We start from the raw sequence: 16,095 nt of genomic DNA on the forward strand, positions 1-16,095 counted from the left end.
ACCGCCGTCCCGCTATGCCACCACGGACGTGGCTCCGCCGGAGTGGGCGGGCGCCGGCGGCAGGGGCAGCGGGAGGCCGGGCAGCCCGTCCAGGCTCGTGGCGATGTGGTCCTTCTTGGCGAAGTACGCGCTCAGCGACTCGTCGTCCTCGCGGCTGAAGCGCTGCCCGTGCAGCTCGCGGTCGCCCTCGTACGTCATCAGCGGCACGGCGTAGCCGCACGAGTCGCGGATCAGCTCGGCCCGCACGACGATGATCGCGCGCAGCCCGTGGTCGCGGCTGTCGATGTCCGGGAAGTGCGCGATCAGGCCCGTCCAGCGCGGGTCGTCGCGGAGCACCGCCTCGCCCCGGCCGTGCACCCGGACGATGTTCGGCGGGCCTTGGAAGGCGCACCACATCAGCGTGATGCGGCCGTTCTCGCGCAGGTGGGCGACGGTCTCCGCGGTGCTGCCGGCGAAGTCCAGGTACGCGACCGTGCGCTCGTCGAGCACGGCGAACGATCCGGTCAGGCCCTTCGGCGACAGGTTCACCGTGCCGTCGCCGCTCAGCGGCGCGGTGGCGGCGAAGAACACCGGCTGGGCCTCGATGAAGTCCCGCAGCCGTCCCGAGATCGACTCATGTGTTTTCCCCATGCCCGGATTCTGTCAGGCGTCCACGAGCCGTCCCATCTTCTGGAACCAGGGCAGTGATGGGCTCGCAGGATGTTTGCCGTCCGCGCCGGACGCACCGAGGTGGCCGCGCGTTTTTGTTGCAGCAAACCGATCGCGGTCGCAAACCATCATTGACCTGCTTCAATCACCGGTCCTAGCGTCCGGCGCATGGACAGGCGCAGGTTGCTCACGCTGGCCGCCGCCGGAGCGGTCGCCGGCGTCACCGGACCGGCTGCCGCGTACGGACGGCCCCGGGCCCGGCTGGTCGTCGCCGCGGACGGCACCGGCGACCACACCACCGTCCAGGCCGCGGTGGACGCCGTCCCCGCCGGCGGGCTCGTCGACATCCGGCCCGGCATCTACCGCGGGCAGGTGATCGTCCCGGCGGACAAGCCGGACCTGCGGTTCCGGGGGCTCGGTGCCGGCCCGGCCGACGTGGTCGTCGTCGACGACCGCGCCAACGGCACCCCGCGGCCCGGCGGCGGCACGTGGGGCACCTCGGGCAGCGCGTCCGTGACCGTCGACGGGCCCGGCTTCCAGGCCCGCAACCTGACCTTCGCCAACGACTTCGACGAGGCCGCGCACCCGGAGATCACCGGACGGCAGGCGGTGGCCGTGCTGACCCGCGCCGACCGGGTGGTGTTCGAGGCCGTACGGTTCCTCGGCAACCAGGACACCCTGTACCTGAACAGCCCGGCGACCGGCGTGCCCGCGCGGGTCTCCCTGCGCGGCTGCCACGTCGAGGGCGACGTCGACTTCGTCTTCGGGCGCGCCACCGCGGTCCTCGAGCGGTGCCGGATCCACTCGCTGAGCCGCGGCTCCACGACCAACAACGGCTACGTGACCGCGCCCAGCACCGACATCGCGAACCCGTACGGATTCCTCTTCGTGGCGTGCCACTTCACCTCGGACGCCCCACCGGCCAGCGTGTACCTCGGCCGGCCCTGGCATCCGAGCCAGGACCCGGACGCGATCGGTCAGTGCGTGATACGCGACTCGGTGCTCGGCCCGCACATCGGGCCGGCGCCGTGGAGCGACTTCGGCAGCTGGCCGTGGCGGGACGCCCGCTTCGCCGAACACCGCAACGCGGGCCCGGGAGCGGTGGTGACGCCGGATCGTCCGCAGCTGACGCCGGAGCAGGCGGCGGTCTTCACCCCGGCCGCCTACCTCGCCGGGTGGACGCCCTAGATCTCGTTGATGAGGTCCGCCACGCTGTCGACGATCCGCGACGGACGGTACGGATACCGCTCGCTCTCCACCCGCGTGCTGATGCCGGTCAGCACGAGGATCGTCTCCAGCCCCGCCTCCAGGCCGCACAGCACGTCGGTGTCCATCCGGTCGCCGATCATCGCGGTGCTCTCGCTGTGCCCGCCGATGACGTTGAGCGCCGAGCGCATCATCATCGGGTTCGGCTTGCCCACGAAGTACGGCTCCACGCCGGTGGCCTTGGAGATCATCGCGGCGACCGAGCCGGCGGCCGGCAGGGCGCCCTCGTTGGACGGGCCGGTCGCGTCCGGGTTGGTGCAGATGAACCGGGCCCCGTCGTTGATCAGCCGGACCGCCTTGGTGATCGCCTCGAAGCTGTACGTGCGGGTCTCGCCGAGCACGACGTAGTCCGGCGCGAACTCGGTCAGCACGTACCCCGCCGCGTGCATCGCCGTGGTGAGGCCGGCCTCGCCGATCACGTACGCCGTCCCGCCGGGCCGCTGGTCCGCGAGGAACTGCGCGGTGGCCAGCGCGGCCGTCCAGATCGACCGCTCGGGCACGTCGAAGCCCATCCGCGCGAGCCGGGCCTGCAGGTCGCGCGGGGTGTAGATGGAGTTGTTGGTGAGGATCAGGAACGGCTTGCCGGACGACTTCATCCGGTTGACGAACTCCGGCGCACCGGGGACCGGCTCGCCCTCGTGGACGAGCACCCCGTCCATGTCGGTGAGCCAGCTCTCGATGGGCTTGCGCTCGGTCATACTGTGCCCCATTGGCATGCTCTCCTGGCCCTCACCGTCGCGGCCGTCGGCCACGAACGCAAGCGTAGTTCGGTGCAGTCGATCATGCCGGTCCTCGTCTCTGCGGTGCGGGGCAGCAGTCGGCCGGGCAGACGTCCCAGACCGGGAGCGTACCGAGCCGCTCGCGCCCGGCGCCGCCGGTCCGCTCCTGCACCAACTCACGGATCATGGTGACGAACCGCGGGTCGGTGCCGGGCGTCGCCGCGCGGGCGTAGCCCAGCTGCAGCCGGGCCGCGGTGTCCCGGGCCTCATTGTCCAGGTCCCAGATGACCTCGAGGTGATCGGAGACGAAACCGATCGGGCTGACCACCACGTCGGTGACGCCCTTCTCCGCGAGCGCCTCCAGGTGGTCGTTGATGTCCGGCTCCAGCCACGGCACCTGCGGCGGGCCGGAGCGGCTCTGCCACACCAGGTCCCACGGCAGCTCGGGCGCCGCGGCGGCGTGCACCAGGGCCGCCGTCTCCTGCAGCTGCGCCTCGTACCGGCCGCCGGTCGGGCCGGCCGTGGCGGCCATGGAGTTCGGGATGGAGTGCGCGGTGAAGACCACGCGGGTGGTCGCCCGCCGGGCCGGGTCCAGCTTCCCCAGAGCATCGCGTACGGCGTCAGCATGCGGCTGCACGAATCCGGGGTGGTCGTGGAAGTGCCGCAGCTTCGTGATCGCCGGCGCGCCGGGACCCACCTTCGCGCGCGCCTGGGCGATGTCCTCCCAGTACTGCTTGCAGGAGGAGTAGCCGCCGTACGCGCTGGTCGCGAAGCCGAGCGCCGAGGTGATCCCGTCGTCGCGCATCTGCGCCACGGTGTCGGCCAGCATCGGCTGCCAGTTCCGGTTGCCCCAGTACGCCGGCAGGGCCACCCCGTTCGCGGCGAAGTCGGCCTGCACCGCGGCGAGCAGGTCGCGGCACTGCTGGTTGATCGGCGAGACCCCGCCGAAGTGGTAGTAGTGCTCGGCCACCTCGGCGAGCCGCTCCTCCGGGACACCGCGCCCGCGCGTCACGTTGCGCAGGAACGGCATCACGTCGTCGGGATGCTCGGGGCCACCGAAGGACAGCAGGAGGAAAGCGTCGTACGCCACGCGACCATCCTCCCCTGCCCGCCGTACCAGCGACGACCGGCCCTCCGCGGACGCGGTCCGGGCCACAATCCGCATCCGGCGACGGCCCGGGGAACGAAGAGGGGCCCACCCGGCCCTGGACCGGGCCGCCCGGCCGGGCCTATGAGTGGGAGAGCGAAACCCGTCGATGACAGGAGGGGCCATGACGTGGCGGAACCGATGGCAGCGCACCCTGCCGCTCGCAGCTTTCCTGCTCGCCGCCGCCGGTTCGGCAGCGCCGGCTGCGGCCGGGCCGCCGGACGGTCACACGTTCCGGCTGGTCGTCATCCCGGACACCCAGATCGCGACGCAGAACAAGCCGGAGCTGTTCTACGCCCAGACCGAATGGATCGCGCAGCAGGACGCGACCGGCCGCATCCCGTTCGTCATCCACCTGGGCGACCTGGTCGAGTGGCCGTCACGCGTGTCGGACTGGGAGCGGGCCGTGACCGCGATGCACCGGCTCGACGGCGTGGTGCCGTACGCGACGGCGGTCGGCAACCACGACCTCGACGCGTGGGCGTGCACCCCGGAGGCGACCTGCGACCCGTGGGCCGGGATCGCCACCGACCGCAGCACCACGATGTTCAACACGTACTTCCCCTGGTCCGCGGCCCGGCAGAAGCCGACGTTCCGGGGCAGCTACCCGTGGCGGCAGATGGACAACAGCTACTTCGCCTTCCGGGCCGGCGGCGTGCGCTGGCTCGTGGTGACGCTCAAGTTCGACCCCACGGCCGACGAGATCGCCTGGGCCGGCCGCGTGATCGGCAACCACCCGCACCGGCAGGTCATCCTGGTCACCCACGAGTTCCAGCGCGGGACCGCGCGCACGGCGATCGGCGACCGGGTCTGGGAGAACCTCGGCCGGCTCCACCCGAACATCCAGTTCATCCTGTCCGGCCACTACACCCGGGTGGGCAACCGGACCGATCCCGGCGACGCGGGCAACCTCGTGTATCAGATCCAGGCCGACTACCAGACGTACAGCGTCCCGAAGGTCGACAACAACAGCTACCTGCGGGTGATGGACTTCGACACCGCGGCGGGCACGGTGGCCGTGCAGACGTACTCGCCGTACTGCGCGACCACCGGCGAATGCCCCGCCGAGCTCACCGACGCGGGCAACCGCTTCACCCTGACCGACGTGCAGTTCCCGACCCGGGAAGGAGAGGGCTAGGCGCCGAGGGCGTGGTAGCCGCCGTCGACGTGGACGATCTCGCCGGTCGTGGCCGGGAACCAGTCCGACAGCAGCGCGCACACCGCGCGGGCTGCGGGCTCCTGGTCGGTGAGGTCCCAGCCCAGCGGCGCGCGCTGCGCCCAGGCCTCCTCGAACTGCTCGAAGCCCGGGATGGACTTGGCCGCCATCGTGCGCAGCGGGCCGGCCGAGACGAGGTTGCTGCGGATGCCCTGCTTGCCGAGGTGCAGCGCGAGGTAGCGGGACGCCGACTCGAGGCCGGCCTTCGCCACGCCCATCCAGTCGTAGACCGGCCACGCCTTGGTGGCGTCGAAGGTCAGGCCGACGATGCTGCCGCCCTGACCCATCAGCGGCAGGCAGGCGGTGGCCAGCGCCTTGTACGAGTACGTCGAGACCTGCAGCGCCTTGGCCACGTCGTCCCAGCCGGCGTTGAGGAACTCGCCGCCGAGCACGCTCTGCGGGCCGAACGCGATCGAGTGGACGACGCCGTCGAGGCCGTCGACGTGCTCGCGGACCCGGCCGGCGAGCGCGTCCAGGTGCTCGGGGTCGGTGGCGTCCAGCTCGATCACCGGCGCGGGCTCGGGCAGCCGCTTGGCGATCCGCTCGACCAGCGACAGCCGCCCGAAGCCGGTCAGCACGACCGTCGCGCCGTTCTCCTGCGCCAGCTTGGCCACCGAGAACGCGATCGACGCGTCGGTGATGATGCCGGTGATGAGCAGCCGCTTACCGGCCAGCAGTCCAGACACGCTCTCTCCTGTGAATTGGTGGGTCAGTGACCCATGCCGAGGCCGCCGTCGACCGGGACGACCGCGCCCGAGATGTACGCCGCCCCGTCGCCGGCGAGGAAGGTGACCGCCTGTGCCACCTCGTCGGGGCGCGCGAGCCGCCCGGCGGGGATCGCCTTCAGGATCTCCTCCCTGCGGGCGTCGGTCAGCACGTCGGTCATCTCCGTGGCGATGAAGCCCGGCGCGACCACGTTCGCGGTGATGTTACGGCTGCCCAGCTCGCGGGTGATCGACCGGGCCATGCCGACCAGGCCGGCCTTGCTCGCCGCGTAGTTCACCTGGCCGGGTCCGCCGTAGAGGCCGACCACGGACGAGATGAAGATGATCCGGCCCCATTTGGCGCGCAGCATCTTCGAGCTGGCCCGCTTGGCGCAGCGGAACGCGCCGGTCAGGTTGGTGTCGAGGACCCGGGTGAACTGCTCCTCCGACATACGCAGCAGCAGCGTGTCGTCGGTGATGCCGGCGTTGGCCACGAGCACCTCGACCGGGCCGAGCTCCTTCTCCACGGTCGTGAACGCCGCGTCGACGGCCGCGCTGTCGGTGATGTCGCACTGCACGCCGAACAGCCCCTCGGGGGCGCCGCTGCCGCGGTGCGTCACAGCCACCCGATCACCCTGCTCGGCGAAGGCCTGGGCGATGGCCAGGCCGATGCCGCGGTTTCCTCCGGTCACCAACACGGTGCGGGCCAACGCGCTGCTCCTTACGTCGCTTGCCGGAAGGCTCTGTGCATCCGGACCGCTCGCAGACTAGGCGTTACCTGCGGGTAGGCGGAACCCGGGCCGGGGCGGCGCGGCGTCGTACCCGGGTAGGGGGTACGGGATGGCTCCGCAGGGTCACGACGCCTCGGCGGCCGGGTCGTAGCCTGCCTGACATGGAGATCCTCGGTCCGCTGCGCCGGCTCGTCGCCGGCCCGGACCCCCGTCCGCCGGCCCGGCCGCGGCCCCGGCGCTGGTTCCGGGTGTACGGCGTCCCGCTGGGTCTGCTGGCCCTGGTCGCCATCGGGTTCGCCGACGCGCAGTACCAGATGGGGACCCGGGGCCTGCCCGAGCCGGTCGCCGCCGCGGTGGCGGCCCTCATCCTGCTGCCGGTGCTGCTGACCGCCGCGGGCCGGCCGCTGACGGCGTGGCGGGTGGCGTACCCGCTGGTCTTCCTCGGTGCGATCGGTGGCGGCGGGGCGTTCCCGTGGGGCCCGGTGCAGATCATCGCGTATCTCGCCGTCTTCGCGGGGCTGACGGTCCGCGCCGAGCCGGCCGTCAACGCCTGGGCGACCGCGCTGACGGTCGTCCCGGTCCTCGTGTTCGCGGCGCCGGGCAACGCGTGGGGCGCGAACCTCCTGGTCGTGGCGATCGCGCTGGCCGGCGACCTGGTGTCGCGGCGGCGGCGGGCCCGGGAGGAGCTGGCCGAGCAGGCCGAGCTGACCGCGGTGGAGCAGGCCCGGCGTGCGGTGCTCGAGGAACGGACCCGGATCGCCCGGGAGATGCACGACGTGGTGGCCCATCACATGTCGATGATCGCCGTGCAGGCGGAAACGGCGCCGTACCGGGTGAACGGCCTTCCCGCGCCGGCCGAGGCCGAGTTCGCATCGATCGCCACGGCGGCGCGCTCGGCGCTGGGCGACATGCGGCGGCTGCTGGGGGTGCTGCGCGCCGACGCGGACGAGGCCCCGCGGACGCCGCAGCCCGGGCTGGCCGACGTGGCGGCGCTCGTGGAGACGGCGGCCCGGGCGGGGCTGGAGGTGTCGCTGACCGGGGAGGCGCTGCCCGAGGTGCCGGAGGCGACGGGGCTGGCCGCGTACCGGATCGTGCAGGAGGCCCTGGCGAACGCGGCCCGGCACGCGCCCGGCGGCCCGGTGCGGGTCCTGGTGCGCGCGACGCCGCAGGCGCTGCTCGTCGACGTCCGCAACGGGCCGCCGGTCAGCGACCGCGAGCCGACCGCGGCGCTGCCGGACGCGGTGGCCGGGCCGGGGCACGGGCTCGCCGGGATGCGCGAACGCGCCACACTGCTCGGCGGAACCCTCGACGCCGGCCCGCAGGAGGACGGCGGTTACCGGGTGGCGGCGGTCCTGCCGCTGCCGACGGAGGACACATGATCCGGGTGTTGATCGCCGACGACCAGGCCATGGTGCGGCAGGGCTTCGGCGCGCTGCTGGCCGCCCAGCCCGACCTGCTCGTGGTCGGCGACGCCGCGGACGGCGCGGCCGCGATCACGCAGACCCGGCGGCTGGACCCCGACGTCGTGCTCATGGACGTGCGCATGCCGGTCATGGACGGCCTCGAGGCGACGCGGCGGCTCTGCGCCGCCGGCGGTGGCCCGCGGGTGCTGATCCTCACGACCTTCGACCTGGACGACTACGTGTACGAGGCGCTGCGGGCGGGCGCCAGCGGTTTCCTGCTCAAGGACGCGCCCGCGGCCGACCTCGTGCAAGCCGTCCGCGTGGTGGCCGCCGGCGACGGGCTGCTCGCGCCCTCGGTGACGCGGCGGCTGATCGCCGAGTTCGCGACCCGGCCCCGCGCGCAGCGGCCCCGCCCCACGGCGCTCAACGCCCTGACACCCCGTGAGACCGAGGTGCTGCGGCTGATCGCGCGGGGACGCTCCAATCAGGAGATCGCCGCGGACCTCGTGGTGGCGGAGCAGACCGTGAAGACCCACGTCGGACGCATCCTCGCCAAGCTGGGGCTGCGGGACCGGGCCCAGGCCGTCGTGTTCGCGTACGAGTCCGGTCTGGTGGCCGCCGGCGAATAGCTCCCGGGTAGCACGGCGCAGTGAGCGCCGCGGGGTGACGCCCGGCTCCCCGTCGCCGCCGGACGCTGCCGGCCATGCGAATCACATCGGTGCTGGTGGTCCTGGCCCTGGCTCTGCTCTCGATCGGCCTGCCGTCCGGCGCGCCCGTGACGCCGGCCGTGCGGGATCCCGCTCCCCCGGCGGCCGTCACCGCCGCGATGGTCTCCGCCGGGGAGCCGTACGCGGCCTGGGCGCGCAGCGGGCGGCGATTCCTCGCGTTCGACCCGCGCGGCGACGGAACGGCCGTCGAGGCGGTCGGGGACCTCGCCACGGCGGACCGGATCGCGGTGCTCGTGCCCGGGGTCAGCACGACGCTGCGCGACTTCGACCGGGGGCTGGGCGGGGTCTCCCGGCGAGCCCCGGCGGTCCAGGCCCGGGCCGTGCTCGCGGCGTTGCGGGCGGCGGAACCCTCGGCGCGCGTCGCGGTGGTGGCGTGGCTCGGGTACGACCCGCCGGAGGGCCTGTCCCTGGACGCCGCTCGTGACCTGCGGGCCCGGGCCGGTGCGCCGGCGCTGGTGGCGTTCGTGCGTACGCTGCCGCCGCGCGCGTCCGTGACGCTGATCGGGCACAGCTACGGAGCCCTGGTGGCGGGGCTGGCCGCGCGGCAGCTGCCCCGGGTCACCGACGTCGTGGCGCTGGGAGCGCCGGGGATGGGCGTGGGCCACGCCGCCGAGCTGGGCGGGGCGAGGGTGTGGTCCGCGCTCGCCCCGGACGACTGGATCCGGCGGGTGCCGCAGCTGCGGCTGGGTCACCTGGGGCACGGGCGGCGGCCGTCCGCGGCGGCGTTCGGCGCGCTCCCCCTGCCCACCACGAACGTGGACGGGCACGACGGGTACTTGTGCCCGGGATCCGCGACGCTCACCGCGGTGGCCGGCGTGGTGCTCGGCCGTACGGATGCGGCGGTCGTGCCGTGACCGCGCCAGGGCGGGACGCGACGATCGACGCGGCGCGGGCGTACGCGATCGCCGGGGTGGTCCTCGGGCACTGGCTGGTCACCGGTTTCGTCCTCACGCCGGACGGGCTGCGCGTGTCCAGTCCCCTGTCGGCGATGCCGGGCCTCGCGCCGGTCACGTGGTTCCTGCAGACGCTGGGCCTGTTCTTCTTCGCGGGCGGGTTCGCCGCCGCACGGGCGGGACGGCGGCCCGGGGGCCGGCGGCGGACGACTCGCCGGGTTCTCCTGCCGATGACCGTGCTCCTCGCCGCGTGGGGTGTGCCGCTCGGGGCCGGGGCGGTGCTCGGCGTGTCCTCCGTGACGCTGGAGACGGTGGGCAAGCTGGTGATCAGCCCGCTGTGGTTCCTCCTGCCCTATCTGCTGCTGCGCTCGGTGGCGGCGCCGCTGAACCGGGTCGTCGCCCGGAGCGGCCCGCTCCTCGCCGTTCCCGCCGTCGCCGTGGTCGCCGCCGTGGACGCGGGCCTGCTGCCGGGCTGGGTGGCCGTGGCGGCGGCGTGGGCGGTGCCGTGGGTGCTCGGCGCAGCCGTGGCTCTCGGGCGCCTCACCCGGCCCTGGACGGGGCCGGCGCTGCTGGCGTGCGGGAGCGCGGCCCTCGCATTGCTGATCGCGGTGGGCTACCCGGTCAGCGCGGTGGGGGTGCCCGGCGACGGCCGGTCGAACCTCGCGCCGCCCTCGCTGGTCGCGGTGGCGCTCGCCGTCACCCAGATCGGTGGTTTCCTGACCCTGCGGGCGCGGCTGGCGGACGCGCTGCGCCGGCCTGCGGCCCGCCGGGCGGTGGCCCGCGTGAACCGCGTCGCGGCGCCGGTCTACCTGACCCATCAGAGCGTGCTGCTGGTCGTCGTCTGCCTGGTCGGCACGGGTCTGCCGGGCCTCGTCGGGGTGCCGGAGGACGGGCTGTGGGTAGCCGCGCGGATGGTCTGGTTACCCGTTCTCGCGCTGCTCCTGGCGGTGGCGACGCGTGGCGGGCGGCACGGCTGGGGGTGCGTACATTAAGCGGGCCTTAAGGGGTACTCTCTTCGACGGTTCGACGTTGCCCGCTCTATCGACGGAGGTGATCGCTGTGCGAGATAGCGATCCTCCCAGTCGTGGCCGGGCCGCCCGTCAGCCGCTCTGAGCCCGGCCGGCCGCCGCGCGTCACCGCGCGCGGTGAGCCGAGGCTGGTTCCGACCCGCTGACACCGCTTCCCTCTCCCTGCCGCCTCACGGCTCGTCCGGCATTTCCGGGCGTGAGCCGAGGGCCGTCGTGCCGCGCCGCGACGCCGCAGGGTGCCCGGCCGCGACGTTTCGTGTGCGCACTTTCCCCGTCGGCTCGATCGGAAAGTCACTGCCATGAACCGTTTCGTCGCTCCGCTGAGCTTCACCATCGCCGCCGCCTGGGTGGTCGTGGTCTTCGTCCTCGTGCACAACACCCCGTGACCCGGCCGCCCCGGCGTCACGACACCGTGAACGTGAAGGTGTACGGCTGCCGGATCGGCACGCCGGCCGCCCCGGTGCTGCTCACCTGCGCCACCGTGACCGTGTAGCCGCCCGCGGGCAGCGCCGCGGCCGGCGTCCAGGTGAGCGTGCCCGGCGTCGTCTCGGCGACCGGGCCGGCCACCGCGCCGGACGGCCCCTCGACCCGGACCGCGCCGCTGTAGTCCGCCCCGGAGGGCTGGATGTCACGCTGGAAGCGGACGGTGACCGCGGCCGGGGACGGCCCGCTGCTGCCGGCCGCCGGGGTCGTGGCGACCACAAGCGGGTCACGCCAGTACTGGATCGCCAGGTGGGTGTCCGGCACGCCGGGCACGCCCCAGTCCGTCGAGGTGTCGTCGACGACCATCGTCCGGGTGATCCCGCCGTCCACGGTGACGCTGCGGTTGTTCGTCCCGGTGATCGATCCCCATTCCTCCACCGTCTCCCAGCTGCCCCGGGTGTACTTGTACTGGATCTCGGTGCCGTCCAGGACGGTGACGGTGCTCTCCCAGACGCCGTTGCCCCGGTTGGTCATCGGCTGCTTCGCGGGATCCCAGGGCCCGAGTTCGGCGATGTTGCCCGGCACGTAGAGGGTCGCGTCCGGCGGGGTGCCCGGCGGGGCCAGGACCCGGAAGGTCACGGCGACCGGGCGTACGGGCACGGTCAGCGCCGCCGGCAGGGTCGCCGCTGTGCCGTCGGGATTCTTGTACGCGAGCCGCGCCACCACGTTCTGCGTCCGCGGTGACGGACCGGCCGGCGTGACGTCGTACGTGACGGTGAAGGTGCCGCCCGGCGCGAGCGAGGCGGCGGTCGCCGGCGTCCGCGGGGTGACCGTCCAGCCCTGCGGCGCGGCCACGGTGGCCGACAGCCCGGTGATCGTCCCCGGGCCCTCGTTGCGGGCCGTGGTGACCAGCGTGCTCGTCGCCCCGGACTGCAGGCCGTCCGGCGCGGTGAAGGACAGGTCGACGGCCGGCTGCGGCGCGACGGTCAGCGTCGCGGCGTCGTGCACGACGGTCACCCGGCGGCCTGCCGCCGTCGCGGGAACCTCCACCGTCAGCTGGTGGGTCTCCCGGTCGTACGACCACGGCACGGCCCGGCCGCCGATCAGCACGACATGCGGACGCGTGACGCCCTCGAACGCAACGGTGTACCGGCGCGTCGCCGGTGCGCCGGGATAGTCGCCCTGGACCGGCCCGACGGTCAGCACTTTGAGGCGTCCCTCGGCATAACGGACCGGCGTGCGGGTGAACTGCCCGGTGCGGTAGCCCAGCCCGTCGCCCGCGTCGTCGTAGATCGAGGTGGCGCCCGAGGCGTGCGGGTAGACGGTGAGACCGAGGCGGTCCTTCGGTTGCGCGGCGATGGAGGCGGCCGCCGGGGCGCCGGCCACGATGCCGCCGGCGCGGACGTACACCGGCATCCGGTCCGGGGTCGCGCCGACGGTCCGGGTCGCCGGGCCGCGGAACGTCGCGCCGGTGAAGAAGTCGGTCCAGGTGCCCGGCGGGAACCACACGGCGGTGGTGGTGCTCAGCCCCGGTCTGGTCACCGGCGCCACGAGCAGCGAGTCGCCCAGCGTGTACTGGGTGGCGTGCCGGTACGCCTCCTCCTGTTCCGGCCAGGTCAGGTACAGCGCGCGGGCCATCGGCAGCCCGGTGTCGTAGGTCTGCCGCGCAGCGGTGTAGAGATACGGCGCGAGCGACTCCCGCAACCGCAGGAAGTCGGCGGCCGCCGTGCTGACGGTGTCCGAGTACTCCCACGGGAGCCGGTCCCCGTGGTCGGAGTGCAGGCGCAGCACGGGCTGGAACGCGCCGAGCTGCACCCACCGCAGGTACAGGTCCTCGGGCAGGTGTTTGCCGGCGAAGCTGCCGATGTCGTGGCTGACGTACGACATGCCGATGCTCGCCTCGGCCGGGGTCATCGCCGCGGCGAACGCGAGGGTCTCCCAGTCCGGCCGGGTGTCGCCGGTGAAGTGCACGGTGCTGCGGTGCTCGCCCCACGGCCCGGACGGCCCCGGGGTGGTGTACGCGGGGAACGCCGCCCCGATCCGCGCCAGCGAGAACCCGCGCAGCCCGCGCGCCTCCCCGTCGCGGCGGTACAGGTCGTTGACCCAGCTGTCCGCGGTGACGCCGGGGGTGGTCACGGTGCTGTCGTCGCAGCAGTAGTCCAGCCACCACTGCCGTACACCCTGGTCCTCGAACGGTTCGTGCAGCGACGCCCACGCGGCGGCCTGGTCGCGGTCGGTCCAGTCGAAGCGGTACGGGTTCGGCGCGAAGCTGCTGGTCGCGGGGGTGAGCTTGCCCTTGGCGACGGTCTGCGCGGCGGCGAACCGGGGGTCGTCGCCGGAGATCGCGGCGTGCACGTTGAGGGTCGCGTGCACGCCCTGCCGTTCGAGGCGGCCGAGGAACGCCTCGGGGTCGGGGAAGAGCTGCGGGTTCCAGTTCCAGCCGGCCCAGGCGTTCGGCGCCTTCCAGTCGGTGTCGACCACGAGCGAGTCCAGCGGCACGTCGTGCGACCGGAACGCGGGCAGCAGCGAGGTCTCGTAATCCGCGGTGCTGTACGCCTGATACTTCGAGAACCACGTGCCGAACGCCCACTTCGGCGGGAGCAGCGACGGTCCGGTCAGGGTACGCAGGTCGGTCAGGCCGCGCGCGTAGTCGTGGCCGTACCCGAACAGGTAGCCGTCCTGATAGGCCTCGGTCCGGGCCGGGCGGGCGCCGACCCAGCCGTCGGTGGTGCGCAGCGCGGTCGCGGTGTCGTCGAGCAGATACCAGCCGCCGCGGTTGAGCATGCCGGGGTGCAGGTTGATCTGGTCGACCGGGCCGGCCTGGCCCGCGTAGTAGTCCAGGCCGCGGTACCAGCCGCCCAGCGCGTCGGCGCGGGCCGGTGAGCCGAACGCCGGGTGCACGCTGGTCCGGCGGCCCGCGACGGTCAGGTCGAGCGTGGTGTTCTGCGCACCGACCGGGCCGCCGTCGAGGTCGTGGTGCAACGTGACCGCGCTCGTGCGAACGGTCAGCTCGCCGTTGCCGGTGCGCGCCGAGAACCAGGTGCGCGCCGGCGTACGGTCGACCGCGGTGAACGTGGGGCGGTCCTCGAAACGGTCGTCGGCCGCGTACTCGAGGCGCAGCAGCGTGGGGCTGAGCACCTGGACCCGCAGGTGTCCCGCCCGGACGGTCTGCCCGTGGATCTCGGGCGCCCGCGGCGCGGCCAGGGCCGAGCCGGGCACGCCGGCCAGGGCCAGCAGGATGGTGAGCAGCACGGACATCCGGGTACGCAACGACACGACACCCTCCCCCACACCCGCGTGACGCCGTCGTCACGGGATGTGGGGAGCTTTGCGCCGCCGGTCCGCGGCTGTCAATAGTGGACCGTCGATCCACTTCCCGGATCGGCCGCGGCGGCGCAGGACGCGCCTCGCGCGGGCGGCTGTCACTCGCGCGCGGCGAGGCCCTCCAGCCGGTCGATCGCCGCGGCCACCTGGTGGCTGAGATCGGCGACGACCTCGGCCTGCTCGGTGGTCATCGTCTGGGCGTCGGCGGTGGTGCAGTCGATGGCGGTGATGGTCGCGCTCATCGTGGTCATGATGTCCACCACCGCCGTGACCCGCTCGTTGAGCTCGTCCAGCGTCGAACTGATCGTGTCGGTGGACTCGGCCGTGGTGGCGGCGAGCGTCTTCACCTCGCCGGCGACCACGCCGAAGCCCTGCCCCGCCTCCCCCGCCCGCGCCGCCTCGATGGTGGCGTTGAGCGCGAGCAGGTTCGTCTGCCGGGCGATGCCGCCGATGAAGCGGGCCACCTCGTCGACCTTGCGCAGGCTCTCGTGCAGGGTGCCGACGGCCTGGCTGGCCTCGGCGTTGTTGGTCAGCAGCAGCCCGGCCGCCAGCCGGGCGTCGCGGACCTGCCCGTCGATGCGCCCGGCCGCCGCGCCGACCGTCGCGGCCCGCGCGGACACGTCGTCCAGCTGCCGCGCGACCAGGTCCGAGGTCTCGTCGACCAGCTCGCGGGTCCGGCGCTGCATCTCCCGCTCGGCCGCCCGCTGCCGCTCGTGGGTCTCCTCGAGCTCGCGCCGGCGCTGCTCCTGCTCGGCCTGCAGGAGCCGGTCGCGGCTGCTGATCGTGTCGAGCATGCTGTCGATCGCCCGGCCCAGCGCGGCGATGTCGTCGTGACCGGTTCCGCCGACGCGCAGGTCGTGGTCGCCGGAGGCGATGATCTGCTCGGTGGTGTGCCGCAGCGGCCGCACGCGGCGGCGTACGGCCCGCCGGGTGGACCAGGTCATGTACGCCACCACGAGCAGCGTGGCGACCGCGACGAGCCCGAACAGCTTGCGGGCGGTGGCGGTGGCGGCCGCGTGGATGGGCCGGGGGCGTACGGACTCCAGCACGAGCCGCTGCCCGTTCACGGTGGCGATCTCGGCGTCGAGGGCGATCCGGTCGGCGCCGAGCACGGTGGTGTGCACGGCGACCGGACCGAGCAGGCTGCGCACCGGCTCCTGCTCGGCCCCGCCCGGCCGGCGCTCGCCCACCACGGTGGTGCTCAGGCCGATGTCGGCGCTGAAGGCCTGCATCCCCGTCGCGGAGAGGCGTTTGAGCAGGATCAGGCCACCCGAGGGCCGGCCCTCGCCCGAGCTCGGGAACACGCCGAGCCCGCAGTAGACGTACATGGCGTCGGCGGCTACGACACCGCACCGGGCGGAGCCGGGATCACCGGCCGGGTCGTAGAGGCGGTTCAGCAGCGCCGGGTCGGTCAGCTGCGCGGCGGGCGTACCGTAATCGGCCGCGCCCGTGTAGCCGCCCACCACGACGCGTCCGCCGGCGTCGACGCCGAGCAGGCCGTCGAGGCCGTTCACGCTCTCCGGCTCGTCCGGCGGGAAGTCCTCGGCGAAACCGGCGGCGTCGGCCTTCGCGATGTGGTCGTACATGGTGTCCCAGACGGCGTTGGTCGCCCCGAACGACGTCAGCAGGCGAACCTGGGCATCCAGCGCTATGCGGATGCGGGTGGCGTCCTGGGCGACCTGCTGGGCCTCGAGTCCGTCGAAGGCGCCCGTGGCGACCTGCTCGAGGACGAGGAACAGCGAGCCGCACGCGGCCAGCGCGGCCAGCGCCGGGCCCATCCGTCTGATGATTGCCTGCACACAGGTTCAGTCGGCCCGCCGGCAGACTTGCTGAGCCGCCGTGACACCGGTCATGACCGGTGTCAC

General features: G+C 73.6%; 13 protein-coding genes. 6 read left to right on the forward strand and 7 right to left on the reverse strand.

Features of this window, described 5'->3' with window-relative positions:
* Window positions 1-12: 12 nt before the first annotated feature.
* Window positions 13-630 (reverse strand): pyridoxamine 5'-phosphate oxidase family protein, encoded by a 618-nt coding sequence (locus AB0K03_RS09305; protein WP_364682419.1) that lies wholly within the window; start codon window positions 628-630, stop codon window positions 13-15.
* A gap of 186 nt (window positions 631-816) precedes the next feature.
* On the opposite strand from AB0K03_RS09305, the gene AB0K03_RS09310 reads away from it, so the two are divergent.
* Entirely contained in the window at window positions 817-1,836 is a 1,020-nt protein-coding gene (locus AB0K03_RS09310) for a pectinesterase family protein (RefSeq protein ID WP_364682421.1), read from the forward strand.
* Here AB0K03_RS09310 and AB0K03_RS09315 read toward each other — a convergent pair.
* Window positions 1,833-2,612 (reverse strand): HAD-IIA family hydrolase, encoded by a 780-nt coding sequence (locus AB0K03_RS09315; RefSeq protein ID WP_364682422.1) that lies wholly within the window; start codon window positions 2,610-2,612, stop codon window positions 1,833-1,835. The two genes, AB0K03_RS09310 and AB0K03_RS09315, sit on opposite strands and share 4 nt — an antisense overlap.
* Before the next feature lie 82 nt (window positions 2,613-2,694).
* The gene (locus AB0K03_RS09320; protein WP_364682424.1) at window positions 2,695-3,723 is read right to left on the reverse strand and encodes a ferrochelatase; all 1,029 of its coding nucleotides are present in this window, start codon (window positions 3,721-3,723) and stop codon (window positions 2,695-2,697) included.
* A 181-nt stretch (window positions 3,724-3,904) separates the two neighbouring features.
* On the opposite strand from AB0K03_RS09320, the gene AB0K03_RS09325 reads away from it, so the two are divergent.
* Complete coding sequence (locus AB0K03_RS09325) at window positions 3,905-4,918, forward strand: metallophosphoesterase (protein WP_364682426.1); 1,014 nt, start codon at window positions 3,905-3,907, stop codon at window positions 4,916-4,918.
* Here AB0K03_RS09325 and fabI read toward each other — a convergent pair.
* Together fabI and AB0K03_RS09335 are read right to left on the reverse strand one after the other, a co-directional pair.
* Complete coding sequence (fabI, locus tag AB0K03_RS09330; RefSeq protein WP_364682428.1) at window positions 4,915-5,682, reverse strand: enoyl-ACP reductase FabI; 768 nt, start codon at window positions 5,680-5,682, stop codon at window positions 4,915-4,917. The genes AB0K03_RS09325 and fabI overlap by 4 nt on opposite strands.
* Window positions 5,683-5,705: 23 nt before the next feature.
* Window positions 5,706-6,410: a beta-ketoacyl-ACP reductase gene (locus tag AB0K03_RS09335; RefSeq protein ID WP_364682429.1), complete on the reverse strand. Its 705-nt coding sequence runs from the start codon at window positions 6,408-6,410 to the stop codon at window positions 5,706-5,708.
* Window positions 6,411-6,592: 182 nt separating this feature from the next.
* Between AB0K03_RS09335 and AB0K03_RS09340 the strand changes: the two genes are divergently transcribed.
* From AB0K03_RS09340 to AB0K03_RS09355, 4 genes are all read left to right on the forward strand, one after another.
* Window positions 6,593-7,810 (forward strand): histidine kinase, encoded by a 1,218-nt coding sequence (locus AB0K03_RS09340; protein ID WP_364682431.1) that lies wholly within the window; start codon window positions 6,593-6,595, stop codon window positions 7,808-7,810.
* The gene (locus AB0K03_RS09345; RefSeq protein WP_364682432.1) at window positions 7,807-8,463 is read left to right on the forward strand and encodes a response regulator transcription factor; all 657 of its coding nucleotides are present in this window, start codon (window positions 7,807-7,809) and stop codon (window positions 8,461-8,463) included. The genes AB0K03_RS09340 and AB0K03_RS09345 overlap by 4 nt, the downstream gene beginning before the upstream one ends.
* A 74-nt stretch (window positions 8,464-8,537) precedes the next feature.
* Complete coding sequence (locus tag AB0K03_RS09350) at window positions 8,538-9,416, forward strand: alpha/beta hydrolase (RefSeq protein ID WP_364682434.1); 879 nt, start codon at window positions 8,538-8,540, stop codon at window positions 9,414-9,416.
* Complete coding sequence (locus tag AB0K03_RS09355) at window positions 9,413-10,447, forward strand: acyltransferase family protein (protein ID WP_364682436.1); 1,035 nt, start codon at window positions 9,413-9,415, stop codon at window positions 10,445-10,447. Before AB0K03_RS09350 ends, AB0K03_RS09355 begins: the two co-directional genes overlap by 4 nt.
* A 438-nt stretch (window positions 10,448-10,885) precedes the next feature.
* On the opposite strand, the gene AB0K03_RS09360 is transcribed toward AB0K03_RS09355, so the two are convergent.
* Both AB0K03_RS09360 and AB0K03_RS09365 read right to left on the reverse strand, forming a co-directional pair.
* A complete protein-coding gene (locus AB0K03_RS09360) occupies window positions 10,886-14,182 on the reverse strand; it encodes a TIM-barrel domain-containing protein (protein WP_364682438.1) in 3,297 nt (1,098 codons plus the stop codon).
* 146 nt (window positions 14,183-14,328) lie between these two features.
* Window positions 14,329-16,008 (reverse strand): methyl-accepting chemotaxis protein, encoded by a 1,680-nt coding sequence (locus AB0K03_RS09365; protein WP_364682440.1) that lies wholly within the window; start codon window positions 16,006-16,008, stop codon window positions 14,329-14,331.
* Window positions 16,009-16,095 lie beyond the last annotated feature (87 nt).

This window comes from Actinoplanes sp. NPDC049316 (genome assembly GCF_040677315.1).
Classification (GTDB): Bacteria; Actinomycetota; Actinomycetes; order Mycobacteriales; family Micromonosporaceae; genus Actinoplanes.